Source organism: Xanthomonas nasturtii, assembly GCF_023337365.3.
Classification (GTDB): Bacteria; Pseudomonadota; Gammaproteobacteria; order Xanthomonadales; family Xanthomonadaceae; genus Xanthomonas; species Xanthomonas nasturtii.
On sequence record NZ_CP142084.2, the window covers coordinates 2,532,169 to 2,547,692 of the forward strand.

Genomic DNA, 15,524 nt, shown 5'->3' on the forward strand with positions numbered 1-15,524 from the left:
GCTCAGGGCTTGGGGATGCGCAGCGTCTTGCTGATCATCAGCGAGCCGGAGACCGCAAACAGCAGCACCAGCGGGTGGAACTGCCACCGCCCCAGCTGCCACTGGCCCCACCACAGGGTGTCGCCGATATGGCCGCTGCTGGCAGCGACCGCAAGCAGGATCACCAGCAGCAGGCTGGTCGGAATGGGGGTACCTTCGAAGTACGGCACCTTGTCGGCCTCGCCGGCGATCTCTTCGGCGGTGACGTTGTAGCGGGCCAGCCGGCTGACCCCGCAGCAGACGAAGTAGCTCAGCACCAGCCAGTCCCAGCCGCCGCGCATGCCGCAGGCGTAACCCAGCGCCGCCGGTGCCACGCCGAACGAAATGACATCCGCCAGCGAATCCAGTTCGCGGCCCAGTGTGGAAGAGGCCTTGCGCCAGCGCGCCACGTGTCCGTCCAGCGCATCGAACACGAACGCCAGCGGGATCAGCGCCATGCCCAGCAACAGATCGCCGCGATGGCCCTCCTGCAGGAAGCGCATTGCTGCAAACACCGCGCCGGTGCCGCAGAAGGCGTTGGCCAAGGTGAACCAATCCGCGAGTTGAAAATCGCGCAGCATCGAGAAATGGCGTTTCATGCGGAGCCTGAGGTGAGCAAGGCGCAAAGGGTAACGCGCGCGCGCCATGCAGGCGACCGTTTCGCCGCACTCGACTAGGCTGGCGACCCGCGCAACCGCTCCAGGCTGCGCACCACTGTGTGAGGACACCCAATGCGCAGCATCCTGATCACCGGCGCAGGCAGCGGCATCGGCGCCGGTGTTGCCGCCCAACTGGCGGCCGACGGCCATCACCTGATCGTCAGCGACATGCAACTGGCGGCAGCCGAGCGCACGGCGCACGCCCTGCGCCAGGCCGGCGGCTCGGCCGAGGCGTTGGCGCTGGACGTGACCGACGACCACAGCATTGCGCAGGCACTGGCCAGTGCGTCACACGCACCGCAGGTGCTGGTCAACAATGCCGGCCTGCAGCATGTGGCCGCGCTGGAAGACTTCCCGATGCAGCAATGGGCGCTGTTGGTGGATGTGATGCTCACCGGCGCCGCGCGCCTCAGTCGCGCCGTGCTGCCCGGCATGCGCGCGGCCGGCTACGGCCGCATCGTCAACATCGGCAGCATCCACTCGCTGGTGGCCAGCCCCTACAAGAGCGCGTACGTCGCCGCCAAGCATGGCCTGGTCGGCCTGGCCAAGGTGATCGCACTGGAAACGGCCGATTGCGACGTCACCATCAACACCCTGTGCCCGAGCTATGTGCGCACGCCGCTGGTGGAACGGCAGATTGCGGACCAGGCACGCATCCGCGGGATTGCCGAAGACGCGGTGATCCGCGATGTGATGCTCAAGCCGATGCCCAAGGGCGCCTTCATCGCCTACGACGAACTGGCCGGCACCGTGGCGTTTCTGATGTCGCACGCTGCGCGCAACATCACCGGGCAATCCATCGCGATCGACGGCGGCTGGACGGCGCAATAACCGTACTGGCGAAATTTTGATCAGCCATCGCGCGCGCCAGGTGGCGCAAGGGCCGCGCGGACTTGTCCACAGACTTGCGCAGCGTCCATCCACAGGGGATGTGGAAAACTGCGCAGCGTCCACTGGACGCGCCGACGGCCGGCATCCTGTGCCGATGGCCGAGGCCGGCAGCGCAATGGTGGAGCCTGCTAGCGGCGCACGCCCGCGCCCAAGACCGGGATCCTGCCGACGGCTTGATTGACAACGCGACGTTCGAATCCGACGACCGCCGGCGCTATGTCAGCGCCCGGAACGCGGTGCCGCGCAAGGCACTCGGCAGCCGAGCCGATCAGATCCGCGAATACGTCCACGACTGCATGCGCCCGTCGCGATACGGCATGACGCCGTGGAATGGGCGCGGGTCGCCGTCGAACACCAGCGGCAGGAAGTTGCGGTCGCCTTCCCACATCGGCACCTGGTCCATCCGATCGATCGCGATCCATTCCAGTGTGCCCTCCGGGTTGGAGGTCTGCGGCGTACCTTCGAAGCTGGGGATCAGGAACACGAAGCCCAGCCAGTCTTCGCCCTGCTTGCCGAAGCCCGGCCAGCTGATGGTGCCGCGCAGTTGCATCTGGCCGCACTCCACGCCGGCTTCTTCACGAATCTCGCGGCGCATGCAGGCCAGCACGTCTTCGTCCGGTTCCAGCTTGCCGCCCAGGCCGTTGTATTTGCCCAGATGCTGGTCGCCGGGACGGGCGTTGCGGTGGATCATCAGCACCTGGGTGCCGTCCGGCGACAACAGGTAGCCAAGCGTGGCGACAATCGGGGTATAGGGCATGGCACGCGATCTGACACGAAGCGCATCAGTATGACCGAAGCGGTATGGCCGAAGCGACGCACCGCGCGTGGCGGCAACGCTGGGTCAGCCGACCGCGGCCTGCGGGTTCGGACGCGGCGGTGCGACGTCATCGGTATCCAGGCGCAAGGTCGCCACACCGTGGCCACGTTCGGCCAGGTACTCCAGCCACTTGCCCAGGAACGTGTTCATGCGCATGCGGTGGCTGATCAGCTCGGCCGGCGGCGGGAACATGCCCATCACGTCCTGCCAGCGACGGCCGACATAGCAATGCGTGGTCTCGGCCTGACGCGCATCGCGGTACAGGCGCACATACGCCGACGGGTCCGGCTCGCCGGTGACCGGGTCGCACAGGTCGTAGGTCAAGCGCAGTTCCACCGTGTAGCGATGGCATTCGATCACGTCCAGCCGCAGGTTCAGGCCGTCGCCGATCGAAGACACATAGGAGCCGGGTGCCAGGTCGGCCGGCGCGAACAACCGGGTCAGATGCTGGAAGTTTTCTGCGTACAACCCCATCAGCCAGCCGAAGCGGCTCAGTTTGGGGATGCGTTCGAGTTTGCTCAGTGCTTGCGCCATGGACCGATCCTACACGCTGCGCCGCCGCACGGGCAGCATTGACGAGGGCCCAACCGCAGGCCTACCTTGGCGGAGCACTGCCCCGCCCGCTTCGTATCCCGAGCCGCCTGCACAACTGCGGCAGGCAACGTTCCAGCGCTGACAAACGCATGCGCCCAGACGCGCTCAGCACTTACCAAGCCCGAATGAGCAATCCCCACTCCCCGCTCAAAACATCTCGCGCTGCAGCCCCAACGTGGACAGCACCTTGCTCGAGATTTCCTCAATCGATGTATTGGTGGTGCTGAGCGAGGGAATGCGTTCCATCTGGAACATGCGCTCGGCAATGGCCACCTCGCGCCGGCATGTTTCGGCCGCGCTGTAGCGCGAATTGGCGCGTCGTTCCTGGCGGATCTGCTGCAGCCGCTCCGGGTCGATGGTCAGACCGAACAACTTGCTGCGGTAGTTGCGTAAGCGCGGCGGCAGCTGTTCGTTTTCCAGATCTTCGTCGGTGAGCGGATAGTTGGCGGCGCGGATGCCGTAATGCAAGGCCAGGTAGATGCAGGTCGGCGTTTTGCCAGCGCGCGACACCGCTACCAGGATCACATCGGCCTCGTCGTAATTCAGCGCGATGCCATCGTCGTGACTCAGCGCGAAGTTCATCGCGTTGATGCGGCGGTGATAGGTTTCGAAGTCCACCATGCCGTGCGCGCGGCCCACACGCGAATGACGCGGCGCGTTGAGCTCGCGCTCCAGCGGCTCGATGAAAGGCGCGAACACATCCAGCATCAGCGCGCCGCTTTCGGCCAGGATCATGCTCAATTGTGGATCGACGCATGAATTGACCACCACCGGGCGCACTTGGTACCGCTCGCCTGCGGCGCGCACCCGCATCGCGGCGTCGCGCGCTTTATCTGCATCATCAATGAACGACATGCGGTCGGTGACGAAGTTGAATCCGCTGAACTGGGTGAGCAGGCTATGCCCAATCGTTTCAGCGGTGATACCGGTTCCATCGGAGACGTAAAACACCGGCCGAATTGTTGACATCAAGACCACCTCTTTGAACTGGTGTCCAAAACTTACGGGTTCATGCTTGTGCAGATTCCGCTGTGCACTGCATCATAGCGGCTTCTTCCTACGGTCGCGGCCATTCAGCCCGCTCGGGCGATGGCCTTACGGAGCATCGCGCTTGAACGAGAATATCCTGTGGTTGCATGAGCTACGCCTGGCCGACCTGGCCCGCGTAGGTGGTAAAAATTCCTCACTTGGCGAGATGATCGGCAACCTGGCCGGGTTGGGCGTCTCGGTTCCCGGTGGATATGCGACCACCTCGGAAGCTTTCAAGGACTTCATCGCCCACAACGATCTGTCCAAGCGCATCTTCGACAAGCTGGCAACGCTGGATGTCGAAGACGTCAACGCACTCACCGTGGCCGGCAAGGAGATCCGCGGCTGGGTGATTGATGCACCGCTGCAGCCGGAACTGGACCGCGACATCCGCACCGCCTACGCGCAGTTGTGCGCCGAAAACGGCGGCGGCGACGTTGCCGTGGCGGTGCGCTCCTCGGCAACCGCCGAGGATCTGCCGGACGCATCGTTCGCCGGCCAGCAGGAAACCTTCCTCAATGTGACCGGCGCCGACGATGTGGTGCACAAGGTCAAAGAAGTGTTCGCCAGCCTCTACAATGACCGTGCGATTGCCTATCGCGTGCACCACGGCTTCAAGCACGAAGACGTATTCCTGTCGGCCGGCGTGCAGTTGATGGTGCGTTCGGGCGTGGGCGCGGCCGGCGTGTTGTTCACGCTGGACACCGAATCCGGTTTCCGCGATGTGGTGTTCGTCACCTCCAGCTTCGGTCTGGGCGAAATGGTCGTGCAGGGTGCGGTCAACCCGGACGAGTTCTACGTCTACAAGCCCACGCTTACTGCGGGCAAGCCGGCCATCCTGCGCCGCTCGCTGGGCAGCAAGGCCATTCGCATGGTGTATTCGGACGTCCCCGGCGAGCGCGTGCGCACCGAAGACACGCCGGTGGAACTGCGCAACACCTTCTCGATCAGCGACGAAGACGTGCAGGAGCTTTCCAAGCAGGCACTGGTGATCGAAAAGCATTACGGCCGCCCGATGGATATCGAGTGGGCCAAGGACGGTGTCAGCGGCAAGCTGTTCATCGTGCAGGCGCGCCCGGAGACCGTGAAGTCGCGCAGCCACGCCACCCAGATCGAGCGTTTCTCGCTGGAAGCCAAGGACGCCAGGATCCTGGTCGAAGGCCGCGCGGTGGGTGCCAAGATCGGCAGCGGCGTCGCACGTGTGGTGCGCTCGCTGGACGACATGAGCCGCGTGCAGGCCGGCGACGTATTGATCGCCGACATGACCGACCCCGATTGGGAGCCGGTGATGAAGCGTGCGTCGGCAATCGTTACCAACCGTGGCGGCCGCACCTGCCACGCCGCGATCATCGCGCGCGAGCTCGGCGTGCCGGCAGTGGTCGGTTCGGGCAATGCCACCGATGTGCTCAGCGACGGCCAGGAAGTCACCGTGAGCTGCGCCGAAGGCGATACCGGCTTCATCTACGACGGCCTGCTGCCGTTCGAGCGCACCACCACCGATCTGGGCAACATGCCGCCTGCCCCGCTGAAGATCATGATGAACGTGGCCAACCCAGAGCGCGCGTTCGACTTCGGTCAGTTGCCCAACGCCGGTATTGGTCTGGCGCGTCTGGAAATGATCATCGCCGCGCATATCGGCATCCACCCGAACGCGCTGCTGGAATACGACAAGCAGGACGCCGATGTCCGCAAGAAGATCGACGCCAAGATTGCCGGTTACGGCGACCCGGTGAGCTTCTACGTCAACCGCCTGGCCGAAGGCATCGCCACGTTGACCGCCTCGGTGGCACCGAACACGGTGATCGTGCGCCTGTCGGACTTCAAGTCCAACGAGTACGCCAACCTGATCGGCGGTTCGCGTTACGAACCGCATGAAGAAAACCCGATGATCGGCTTCCGTGGCGCCAGCCGTTACGTCGACCCGTCCTTCACCAAGGCGTTCTCGCTGGAGTGCAAGGCGGTGCTGAAGGTGCGCAACGAGATGGGCCTGGACAACCTCTGGGTGATGATCCCGTTCGTGCGTACGCTGGAAGAAGGCCGCAAGGTGATCGAGGTGCTGGAGCAGAACGGGCTCAAGCAGGGCGCCGGTGCCGATGGAAAGCCGGGCCTCAAGATCATCATGATGTGCGAGTTGCCCTCCAACGCGCTGCTGGCCGACGAGTTCCTGGAGATCTTCGACGGCTTCTCGATCGGCTCCAACGACCTGACCCAGCTGACCCTGGGCCTGGATCGCGACTCGTCGATCGTGGCGCACCTGTTCGACGAGCGGAACCCGGCGGTGAAGAAGCTGCTGTCGATGGCGATCAAGTCGGCGCGTGCCAAGGGCAAGTACGTCGGCATCTGCGGCCAGGGGCCGTCGGATCACCCGGAACTGGCCGAGTGGTTGATGCAGGAAGGCATCGAGTCGGTGTCGCTGAATCCTGACACCGTGGTCGATACCTGGCTGCGTCTGGCCAAGCTCAAGAGCGAGAGCTGATGGGACTGTTGGGTGCGGTGTGGGCGGCAGCTGCAGGAGCAGCTGCTGCGAAGCCGGCGGCGGCAGGAGCTGCAGCAGCTGCCAAGCCCGCGGCCGGCAGCGAGCCTGCGTTCAATTGGGCAGCCATTCCGTGGGCACAGTACGCGGTCAATTGGGGCGTCGCGTTGCTGATTGTCGTGGTCGGCATGTGGCTGGCCAGGCAGCTTAGCCAATGGCTGCACCGCGCCCTCACCCGCGCGCGCGTCGAGATCACACTGACCAACTTTCTGCGTAACGTGATGTATGCGTTGTTGCTGGTGCTGGTGTTCGTCAGTGCGCTGAGTCAGATCGGGGTCCCACCGACCTCGCTGATCGCAGTGCTCGGCGCGGCAGGCCTGGCAGTCGGTCTTGCGTTGAAGGATTCCTTGTCCAACATCGCCGCTGGCGTGATGTTGATCGTGCTGCGACCGATGCGCGATGGCGACCATGTGCTGATTGCAGGCCAGGAAGGCATCGTGGACGAGATCCGGATCTTCCAGACCCGGATCCGCTCGTTCGACGAACGCATGATCACGCTGCCCAACAGCACGATTACCACCGCACCGATCATCAACTACAGCACCCTGCCCAACCGCCGCCTGGAAGTGACCGTGGGCGTGGGCTACGAAGACGATCTGAAGAAGGCCCAGCAGCTGTTGCTGCAGATTGCCAAGGACAACCCGAACATCCTGGAGTCGCCGGCACCGTTCGTGCAGGTCACCAACCTGGGCGAAAGTACGGTGGATCTGATGTTGTTCGCGTATGCGACCAACGGCAACTTCGGCGCGGCCAAGAGCACCACGCTGGAGCAGATCCGCAACCAGTTGCTGGAAAACGGGCTCAACATCCCCTACCCGCAACGCGACCTGCACGTGTATCACCACGATGCCGACGGCAAGCCGATCTCCGATCTATTGCTGAAAGGCATCACCGACGATGGCGACCTGAGCAAAGGGCCTTCGTTGGCGCGTTGATAGGTCGACACCCGCACTAGTACACTGGAAAACGAAAAGGCCGCATCTCACGATGCGGCCTTTTTTGTCAGCGATTACGGCTCGGAGTCGCGTTGACCGGATAGGCGCAGAAGCGCTGTTGAGAAGCGCTTCAACTGCGCGCTGCATCGCTCTTCTGCCTGCCCGCCTTGCACCGCTACCGCTGCACGCCACAGCGCGCCCACGGATGCTCAGCCTTCCACACCCGCCGCGGTATCGCCACCGAGCGCGCCCATGAACTGCCGGTAGTGACGCAGCTCGTCGATCGAATCGCGTACATCGCTCAGCGCGGTGTGCGCCGAGCTCTTGGCAAACCCATTGGCCACCGTCGGCGCCCAACGCCGCGCCAGTTCCTTGATGGTGGATACGTCCAGGTTGCGGTAGTGGAAATAGCGCTCCAGGCGCGACATCTGCCGGTGCAGGAAGCGGCGGTCCTGGCAGATCGAGTTTCCGCACATCGGCGAGGCGCCGGCGCGGATCCATTCGCCCAAAAATGCCACGGTCTGCGCTTCGGCCTGGGCGTGGGTGACCTGGCTGTCGAGCACGCGCTGCCAAAGACCCGAGCGGCGATGCTGATTGCGGTTCCACTCGTCCATTGCTTCCAGGGTTGCCAGCGGATGCGCGATGGCCAGTTCCGGCCCCTCGGCAAGCACGTTCAACTGCGCATCGGTCACGATGGTGGCGATCTCGATGATGGAATCGCGATCGGTATCCAGGCCGGTCATTTCCAGATCGATCCAGATCAGTCGGTCGTTGCCTGCAAGGTTCTCTGCCATATCACCGTCCTGTAGAGCCGTTGCCGGCCGGATGCTGGAAAGGGCGCGCATCATACCGCGGCCGCGTCGCTCAGGGCGCAAGTGGCGGCTTGCCGCGTTTGGCCCTGAAGTAATTGGTCAGCCGCAGGCTCGCCTCGGCCGCGAGCACGCCGCCGCAGACCTGCACGCGATGATTGTGGCGCGGGTCGGCCAGCAGGTCGAACACGCTGCCGCAGGCACCGGTTTTAGGGTCGCTGGCGGCGAACACCACCCGCGCGATCCGCGCGTGGATCATCGCCATGGCGCACATCGCGCATGGCTCCAGCGTGACGTACAGCGTGCAGCCGATCAGGCGGTGATTGGCCAGCCGGCGCCCGGCTTCGCGCATGGCCATGATTTCGGCATGCGCGCTGGGGTCGTGGCTGGCGATGTTGAAGTTCCAGCCCTCCCCCAACACCTTGCCATCGGCATCGACCAGCAATGCGCCGACCGGGATTTCGTCGTAGTCGCGCTCGGCACGCTCGGCCAGGTGCAAGGCGTGCTGCATCCAGTGCGTGTCGATTGCCGTGTGCGGTGCATCGTCCGGTGCTTTGATCGGCACATTGGTCGGCACGTCGGCAGGCACGCTCACGTGGCCGAGCCGCCCTGGCGGTCCAGAAACGCCGCGAACGCGGCAACCGTGGCCTCGCTGACATGGTGCTCGATGCCCTCTGCGTCGCGGCGCGCCGTGGCTTCGTCGATGCCAAGCGCAAGCAGGAAGCGCTCCACGATCTGATGCCGCTGCCGGCTGGAAGCCGCCAGGGCCTCGCCGGCCGGGGTCAGGAACACGCCACGGTACGGCCGCTGCACCACCCAGCCATCGCGCACCAGCCGCTTGAGCATCTTGGCCACGGTGGGCTGCGCTACGCCCAGGCGCGCGGCGATATCGACTTGACGCGCCTCGCCGCCGTCGACCAGCAGATCGGAGATCAGCTCCACGTAGTCCTCGACCAGCTCGGCGCGGCGCGCTTCGCGCACCTGACGGAAGCTTTCCATGTGCACCTGCGCATCGATCAGGACCGGCGCGGCCGCTTCCACCTTTTCGCTCTTGCCCACCCTCATCCTCGTCATGGTCGCCGGCGTCGGTGCCGGGATGCGTAGTTTGAAGCACGCGGCCGATCAATACGATTGAGTTTGCCAATGCTCAACAGCATAGCACTTGCTATATCATCCCTTTCGTCCTGTATCGATCCATTCGTATGTCCGCCGACAACGTCACCTCAACGCCGTCGTCAGCCACCGCCGCTGGCGGCCTGGGCGACCACCACGCCAGTGTTGCCGTGCCCAAGGGCGGCCATTGGTGGTTTCGCTTGCTGGCATTTCTGGGGCCGGGCTACATGGTGTCGGTGGGCTACATGGACCCGGGCAACTGGGCCACCGACCTGGCCGGCGGTTCGCAGTTCGGCTACCTGCTGCTGTCGGTGATCCTGTTGTCGAACCTGATGGCGATCGTGCTGCAGGGCTTGTCGGCGCGGTTGGGCATCGCAACCGGGATGGATCTGGCGCAGGCCTGCCGTGCGCGCTACCCGCGCGCAGTCAATCTGGCGCTGTGGGGCATTTGCGAACTGGCGATCATCGCCTGCGACCTGGCCGAAGTGATCGGTACCGCGATTGCGTTGAAGCTGTTGTTCGGCATCCCGCTGACCGTCGGCGCGATCATCACCGCGGTGGACGTAGTGCTGGTGTTGTTGCTGATGAACCGCGGTTTCCGCGCGTTGGAAGCCTTTGTGATCGCGTTGCTGCTGATCATCTTCGTGTGCTTCGGCATCCAGATCGCACTAGCCGCGCCACCGATTGCGGCAGTGCTGGGCGGTTTCATTCCACGTGCGCAGGTGGTCACCGACCCGCAGGCGCTGTACCTGGCGATCGGCATCATCGGTGCGACGGTGATGCCGCATAACCTGTATCTGCATTCGTCGATCGTGCAGACGCGCGCATATCCGCGCACCGATGTCGGCCGCAAATCGGCGCTGCGCTGGGCGGTCACCGACAGCACCGTGGCACTGATGTTCGCGTTGTTCATCAATGCCTCGATCCTGATCCTGGCGGCGGCGGTGTTCCATGTGCAGGGCCGCACCGACGTGCAGGAGATCGAACAGGCGCACGCATTGCTGGCGCCGATGCTCGGCGTCGGCCTGGCCTCGACCCTGTTTGCGGTGGCGCTGCTTGCCTCCGGCATCAACTCCACCGTGACCGCTACGCTGGCCGGTCAGATCGTGATGGAAGGCTTCCTGCAATTGCGCCTGCCGCCGTGGATACGGCGCCTGCTGACCCGCGGCATCGCCATCGTGCCGGTGGTCATCGTGACCTGGCTGTATGGCGAAGCCGGTACTGCGCGCCTGTTGGTGCTCAGCCAGGTGGTGTTGTCGATGCAGCTGCCGTTTGCGGTGATTCCGCTGGTGCGCTTTGTGTCGGACCGCAAGTTGATGGGCGCGCTGGTGGCGCCGGCATGGTTGGTGCGCATCGCCTGGGTGATTGCTGCAGTCATCGTGGGCTTGAACCTGAAGCTGCTCTGGGACACCGCGCTGCACTGAACGGCGGCATCCGCCAAGAACGCTGCGCTTGCGTTCGATTGCATGCGTTGCGCTGGCAGAGGGGCACGAAGAGAACAAGCCGCGCGCCCTTCGCTTGCAGACCGAGCCGCGTCTTGTGGATTTGCGCGCGGATGCACCGTCCTCGCCGCACGGATGCCGGACGCCGCAACTTTCTCATTTCCGGCACTGTCGCCGTGGCAGCGTTGTCGCTGCCAGGCCTTGCCGGTGCCGCAGCCAACCGCGCACATCCCACCTCACCACCCCACTCGTCCACCCACGGAGTCACCCCGATGTCCAATTTCATCAAACGTCCCGACGGCGCCAACATTTTTTACAAGGATTGGGGCAAGGGCCAGCCAGTCGTGTTCGCACACGGTTGGCCGCTCAGCGGCGATGCCTGGGACCCGCAAATGCTGTTCATGGGGCAACACGGTTATCGCGTGATTGCGCATGACCGTCGCAGCCACGGCCGTTCGTCGCAGACCTGGGACGGCAACGACATGGACACCTACGCCGACGACCTGGCCGGCGTGATCGAAGCGCTGGATCTAAAAGACGCGATCCTGGTTGGCCATTCCACCGGCGGCGGCGAAGTGGCGCATTACGTTGGCCGCCACGGCAGCAAGCGCGTGGCCAAGGTCGTGCTGGTGGGTGCGGTGCCGCCGCAGATGGTCAAGAGCCCGACCAATCCGGGCGGCTTGCCGCTGAGCGTGTTCGACGGCATCCGCGATGGCGTTGCCAAGGACCGTTCGCAGTTCTACCAGGACCTGACCACTCCGTTCTTCGGCGCCAACCGCGACGGCAACAAGGTCACGCAAGGCATGCGCGATTCGTTCTGGCTGCAGGGCATGCTGGGTGGACACAAGGGCCAGTACGACTGCATCAAGCAATTCTCCGAAGTCGATTACACCCCCGACCTGAAGAAGATCGATGTGCCGGCGCTGGTCGTGCACGGCGACGACGACCAGATCGTGCCCATCGATGCGTCCGGCAAGCTGTCGGCCAAGATCATCAAGAACGCCGAGCTGAAGATTTACGCCGGCGCGCCGCATGGCTTGACCATTACCCATGCCGATCAGTTCAACAAGGATCTGCTGGCGTTTGCCAAAGCCTGATCCGGTTTGACTGGATTGGAAAAGGCCGGCTCGTGAGAGTCGGCCTTTTTTATGATTTCGGCGGTAGTGATGTTTGATAGCAGACGCCGAAAACATAGCGAGCAGTCATCCGGCGGGTGTGGACGGCGCGCTTGGCATTGCAGTCTATGCGTGGTGCATGCGCCTCGAACGCTGGCCGAAAACATCGCCGCCCACGTGCTCGACGATGCCCTGTCCGCACGCGAGACCGAAGTGTTGAACCTGGTCGCCACGGGCTGCTCCAACAAGCAGATCGGCAGCGCCTTGAGCATCTCCGAAGAAACGGTCAAGGCGCATATGAAGAACATCCTCGCCAAGCTGGGCGTGCGCGATCGCACCCATGCGGTGACGGTTGCGCTACGGCGCGGCATCCTGTCGCTGGAAACCTGAGCGGCGCAGGCGAACGCTCGATTGCACAGCCTGCGCCTGCACGCCGCTCGGTGTCCTCATAAGGCGCATCGCAACGCCGTGACCGCGCATGGCCCCATGGGGTCGCGCCGAAGACCGGCCTCGCTGATCTTCGAGTCGGGAACGGAACGGCATAACGAGCAATCTGGATGCGCGCCGCCACCAGGCCTGCCCTGCCCGATTCAGCCCGCAACTTTGCAACGCGGTCGAGCATTCTTGAACGCGAGGCCACGCAGGCGATAGCCCCGCGCGCTCAAACCGATCGGCTTACGCTATCGTATGCACCGCCTAGCGGCATGGGGGCCGCTTCAGCATCTTGTTCGGCAGCCGATATTGGCTACGTCCGACCGCCGCACTCGCTGCGGCGGCATTCGATTCAATCACTAAACGCGTTCAGGGGAATTGCGATGCTTCGTCACTCTTTGCGGGTGCGCCTGCTGTTGCCGGTGCTGGCCTTGGTGCTGGTCGTGGTGGTGGCACTGACGGTCATTCTGGCCATTACCGAAGCGAACCGGGTCAAGTTCGAAGCCGGCAACTCGATCGAGCGCCAGTCGGTGTCCTTGCAGACCTTGTTCGCAGTCACCCGCTCGATGATGCTCGACCGTGTCAATTCCTCCATGCGCCAGCTGCGCAAGGAAGCCAACGCCCAGGGCGCACCGAGCATTGGCGGCGAAATCCGCGTCGCCGACCGCAGCGCCCATGACCTGTTGCTGGGCCAGCGCCCGCAGGCGAATTCCTTCACCATGCTCGACGACGTCACCGCCATCCACGAAGGCACCGCCACGCTGTTCTCGCGCACCGGCGACGATTTCGTGCGCATCTCCACCAACGTCAAGAAGGACGACGGCAGCCGCGCCATCGGCACCGTGCTCGATCCCAATGGCCAGGCCGCCGCCAAGCTGCGTAACGGCGAAAGCTTTTACGGCGTGGTCGACATCCTCGGCAACCCGTACGTCACCGGCTACGAGCCGATCTTTGCCGGCAACGACAAGCGCGTCATCGGCGCCTGGTACGTCGGTTACAAGGCCGACACGCAGGCGCTGGAAAACGTGGTCAGCAGCCGCCGCGTGCTCGACTCCGGCTTCATCGCCGTGTTCGACAGCAAGAACACGCTGCGCTTCCAGTCCACCACCGGTGCCACCACCGACACCGCCACCATCGAACGCATCGTCAAGGACAGCCCCAACGATTGGGTCGTGACCAAGCAGGAAGTGCCCGATTGGGGCTTTACGCTGGTCTCGGCGTATCCCAAGAGCGACGTCAATGGCGTGATCGTGCGCCAGTCGCTGTGGATCGCCGGCATCGGCCTGTTGGTGTGCGCCCTGTTGCTTGGCTTGCAGTGGGCCCTGATCTGGAGCCGCGTCTTGCGCCCCATCCAGCACCTGACCACCGTGGCCGAAGAACTGAGCCTGGGCAAGTGGAACCACACCATCGAAGAGGTCAATCTCAAGGATGAAATTGGTACCCTGGCACGTGCCATTTCCCGCCTGTCCAACAGTGTCCGGTTGGCCATGGAGCGCCTCGGCAAACGCTGAGGCGCTGTCACCCATTCCGTACCTGATGCTGCAAGGAAGACGCCATGTCCACTGAATTCCGTCCGCTGATCGAGATCCTGCGCGAGCTCAAGGCGCTGGCATTGAAGAAGGCGTCCGGCTTTCTGTTCATCGTCACCGAGGAAAACCATTCCTGCATCGTCCGCATCAATGCCGGGCAGATCGAAGAAGTGGTATTCCGCATGCTGCGCAATGATGAGGCGGTACAGCGCCTCACCATGGTCAACGCGGCCAAGGCGCGCTTCCAGGCCGACCCCGGTGCCGGCCTGGGCAAGTCCTCGCTGTTGAGCGATGACTCGCGGCAATGGTTGATGGGCGGTTTCGAACAGGATCTGGGCGGTGCGCCCGCGCCGGTACGTGCGCCGGTCGCCACTACCCCGCTGCCGACACCTGCCGCAGCCAGCGCAGCACCGACAGCGTCCGCACCGGTCTCTACCGGCAACGGCACAGCGCCGGACGAAGCGGTTCGCCAGGCGCTGGAGAAAGTTGCATTGAATTATCTCGGCCCGATCGCCGGCATGCTCTGCGACGAAGCCTGGGGAGCATCGAGCGACATCGAACAGGTGCTCAGCCAACTCGGCGCCAACCTGGCCACACCGCAGGAAGCGCAGAAGTTCATGGCCGATGCGCGCGTGGCGTTGGCCAAGGTGCGTTGACACGTTATCGCCACACGAACGAAACCCAAGCCGCGCTCTGCGCGGTTTTTTTCTGTCTGGAACTCTTGGGAGCGCATCCCCCCTTTTTGGGCTTTGCCCACGATGAGCCGCCGACTGGGTTCTCGTTTTGATAGACACCACTGCGCCCAACGCCCCGCACTACATCTCACAAAATTCATAACAACATGGTGTACGCTATTCTGTACACCACCAGCTCTCAGGACCGCACCATGGCGATCTCTTCAGCCGACGTGATTCCGCTATCGCACGCCAGGGCGCATCTTTCCGAGCTAGCAGACCAGGTAAAGGCCGGCGCTGAAAAAATCGTTACGAAGAATGGCGAAAGCTATATCGCCATCATCGATGCCAAGCGGTTGGACTACTACCACCAGCTTGAGCGCGAGCGCATTCATTTATTACTGATTGACGATGCACGCAAAGGCCTGGAGGACGTTGCTGCTGGCAACATCAAAGATGCACGCAGCACGCTGTCTGCGATCAAACGCCGCCGTGCATCCGGCACTGCAGGTTGACGAGGCATCGCTCAGTGGCAACGCGTCATCAGGTGAAACTCACCGCCCACTTCGAGAGCAACCTCGCAGCGATCGAGGCATTCCTACGCGAGATCTACGCTCTTCAGGCCTTCGATGCGTTAGTGGACACATTGATGGACACCGTCATTCCCAATCTGGAACGTTTTCCAGACATGGGACGTCTGTTGCTGGAACGGCCAATTCACTCGGTCGAGGTGGCCAATGGTGTTGCCCGCTTACGCAAGCAACTCGACTTCATCGTCAAAGACGCCGAACTACGCGAGTATGTGATGGCGGACTATCTGATGCTCTATGTACAGATCACCGGCACCGTGTATCTTCTCTCTATTTGCCATCAACGGCAGCTCTCATTCGACTTGGCGAGCCACTGGCCGGATTGATGGATTGCGTGCAGTCGC

16 protein-coding genes and 1 pseudogene are annotated in these 15,524 nt (G+C 63.5%); 10 read left to right on the forward strand and 7 right to left on the reverse strand.

The features are described 5' to 3' along the window. Positions 1–2 precede the first annotated feature (2 nt). Positions 3–665: a CDP-alcohol phosphatidyltransferase family protein gene (locus M3O59_RS11065; protein WP_181920422.1), complete on the reverse strand. Its 663-nt coding sequence runs from the start codon at positions 663–665 to the stop codon at positions 3–5. Between the two features lie 84 nt (positions 666–749). Between M3O59_RS11065 and M3O59_RS11070 the strand changes: the two genes are divergently transcribed. Then, on the forward strand, positions 750–1,508 hold the full coding sequence (locus M3O59_RS11070; RefSeq protein ID WP_116904887.1) for a 3-hydroxybutyrate dehydrogenase: 759 nt from the start codon (positions 750–752) through the stop codon (positions 1,506–1,508). A gap of 328 nt (positions 1,509–1,836) precedes the next feature. On the opposite strand, the gene M3O59_RS11075 is transcribed toward M3O59_RS11070, so the two are convergent. The 3 genes from M3O59_RS11075 to ppsR form a co-directional block, all read right to left on the reverse strand. Continuing rightward, entirely contained in the window at positions 1,837–2,325 is a 489-nt protein-coding gene (locus M3O59_RS11075) for an NUDIX hydrolase (RefSeq protein ID WP_116904888.1), read from the reverse strand. Between the two features lie 84 nt (positions 2,326–2,409). Further along, the gene (locus M3O59_RS11080; protein ID WP_064633575.1) at positions 2,410–2,919 is read right to left on the reverse strand and encodes a DUF1249 domain-containing protein; all 510 of its coding nucleotides are present in this window, start codon (positions 2,917–2,919) and stop codon (positions 2,410–2,412) included. Positions 2,920–3,126: 207 nt separating this feature from the next. Continuing rightward, a complete protein-coding gene (gene ppsR, locus M3O59_RS11085; protein ID WP_003482830.1) occupies positions 3,127–3,948 on the reverse strand; it encodes a posphoenolpyruvate synthetase regulatory kinase/phosphorylase PpsR in 822 nt (273 codons plus the stop codon). A gap of 142 nt (positions 3,949–4,090) precedes the next feature. Here ppsR and ppsA point away from each other — a divergent pair, with 142 nt between their 5' ends. Further along, positions 4,091–6,484 (forward strand): phosphoenolpyruvate synthase, encoded by a 2,394-nt coding sequence (gene ppsA / locus M3O59_RS11090; RefSeq protein ID WP_116904889.1) that lies wholly within the window; start codon positions 4,091–4,093, stop codon positions 6,482–6,484. Beyond that, the gene (locus tag M3O59_RS11095; protein WP_116904890.1) at positions 6,484–7,476 is read left to right on the forward strand and encodes a mechanosensitive ion channel family protein; all 993 of its coding nucleotides are present in this window, start codon (positions 6,484–6,486) and stop codon (positions 7,474–7,476) included. Before ppsA ends, M3O59_RS11095 begins: the two co-directional genes overlap by 1 nt. 209 nt (positions 7,477–7,685) lie before the next feature. On the opposite strand, the gene orn is transcribed toward M3O59_RS11095, so the two are convergent. The 3 genes from orn to mntR form a co-directional block, all read right to left on the reverse strand. Next, a complete protein-coding gene (gene orn, locus M3O59_RS11100; protein WP_064633569.1) occupies positions 7,686–8,270 on the reverse strand; it encodes an oligoribonuclease in 585 nt (194 codons plus the stop codon). 70 nt (positions 8,271–8,340) lie between these two features. Further along, positions 8,341–8,796 carry a tRNA adenosine(34) deaminase TadA gene (gene tadA / locus M3O59_RS11105; protein ID WP_220375925.1) on the reverse strand — a complete coding sequence of 152 codons (456 nt, stop codon included), beginning with the start codon at positions 8,794–8,796 and terminating at the stop codon, positions 8,341–8,343. 80 nt (positions 8,797–8,876) lie between these two features. Further along, the gene (gene mntR / locus M3O59_RS11110; RefSeq protein WP_003482839.1) at positions 8,877–9,344 is read right to left on the reverse strand and encodes a manganese-binding transcriptional regulator MntR; all 468 of its coding nucleotides are present in this window, start codon (positions 9,342–9,344) and stop codon (positions 8,877–8,879) included. Positions 9,345–9,487: 143 nt separating this feature from the next. Here mntR and M3O59_RS11115 point away from each other — a divergent pair, with 143 nt between their 5' ends. From M3O59_RS11115 to M3O59_RS11145, 7 genes and pseudogenes are all read left to right on the forward strand, one after another. Then, on the forward strand, positions 9,488–10,822 hold the full coding sequence (locus M3O59_RS11115; protein ID WP_116904892.1) for an Nramp family divalent metal transporter: 1,335 nt from the start codon (positions 9,488–9,490) through the stop codon (positions 10,820–10,822). 290 nt (positions 10,823–11,112) lie between these two features. Further along, entirely contained in the window at positions 11,113–11,937 is an 825-nt protein-coding gene (locus tag M3O59_RS11120; RefSeq protein WP_116904893.1) for an alpha/beta fold hydrolase, read from the forward strand. Positions 11,938–12,093: 156 nt separating this feature from the next. Next, a pseudogene (locus M3O59_RS11125) lies at positions 12,094–12,345 on the forward strand (response regulator transcription factor); the annotation flags it as partial. A 425-nt stretch (positions 12,346–12,770) separates the two neighbouring features. Next, positions 12,771–13,898 (forward strand): Cache 3/Cache 2 fusion domain-containing protein, encoded by a 1,128-nt coding sequence (locus M3O59_RS11130; RefSeq protein WP_116904894.1) that lies wholly within the window; start codon positions 12,771–12,773, stop codon positions 13,896–13,898. Positions 13,899–13,942: 44 nt separating this feature from the next. Further along, on the forward strand, positions 13,943–14,572 hold the full coding sequence (locus tag M3O59_RS11135) for a hypothetical protein (RefSeq protein ID WP_116904895.1): 630 nt from the start codon (positions 13,943–13,945) through the stop codon (positions 14,570–14,572). A gap of 230 nt (positions 14,573–14,802) precedes the next feature. Beyond that, a complete protein-coding gene (locus M3O59_RS11140) occupies positions 14,803–15,105 on the forward strand; it encodes a type II toxin-antitoxin system Phd/YefM family antitoxin (RefSeq protein ID WP_116904983.1) in 303 nt (100 codons plus the stop codon). 32 nt (positions 15,106–15,137) lie between these two features. Then, positions 15,138–15,506: a type II toxin-antitoxin system RelE/ParE family toxin gene (locus M3O59_RS11145; RefSeq protein ID WP_249046866.1), complete on the forward strand. Its 369-nt coding sequence runs from the start codon at positions 15,138–15,140 to the stop codon at positions 15,504–15,506. The last annotated feature ends 18 nt before the right edge of the window (positions 15,507–15,524 follow it).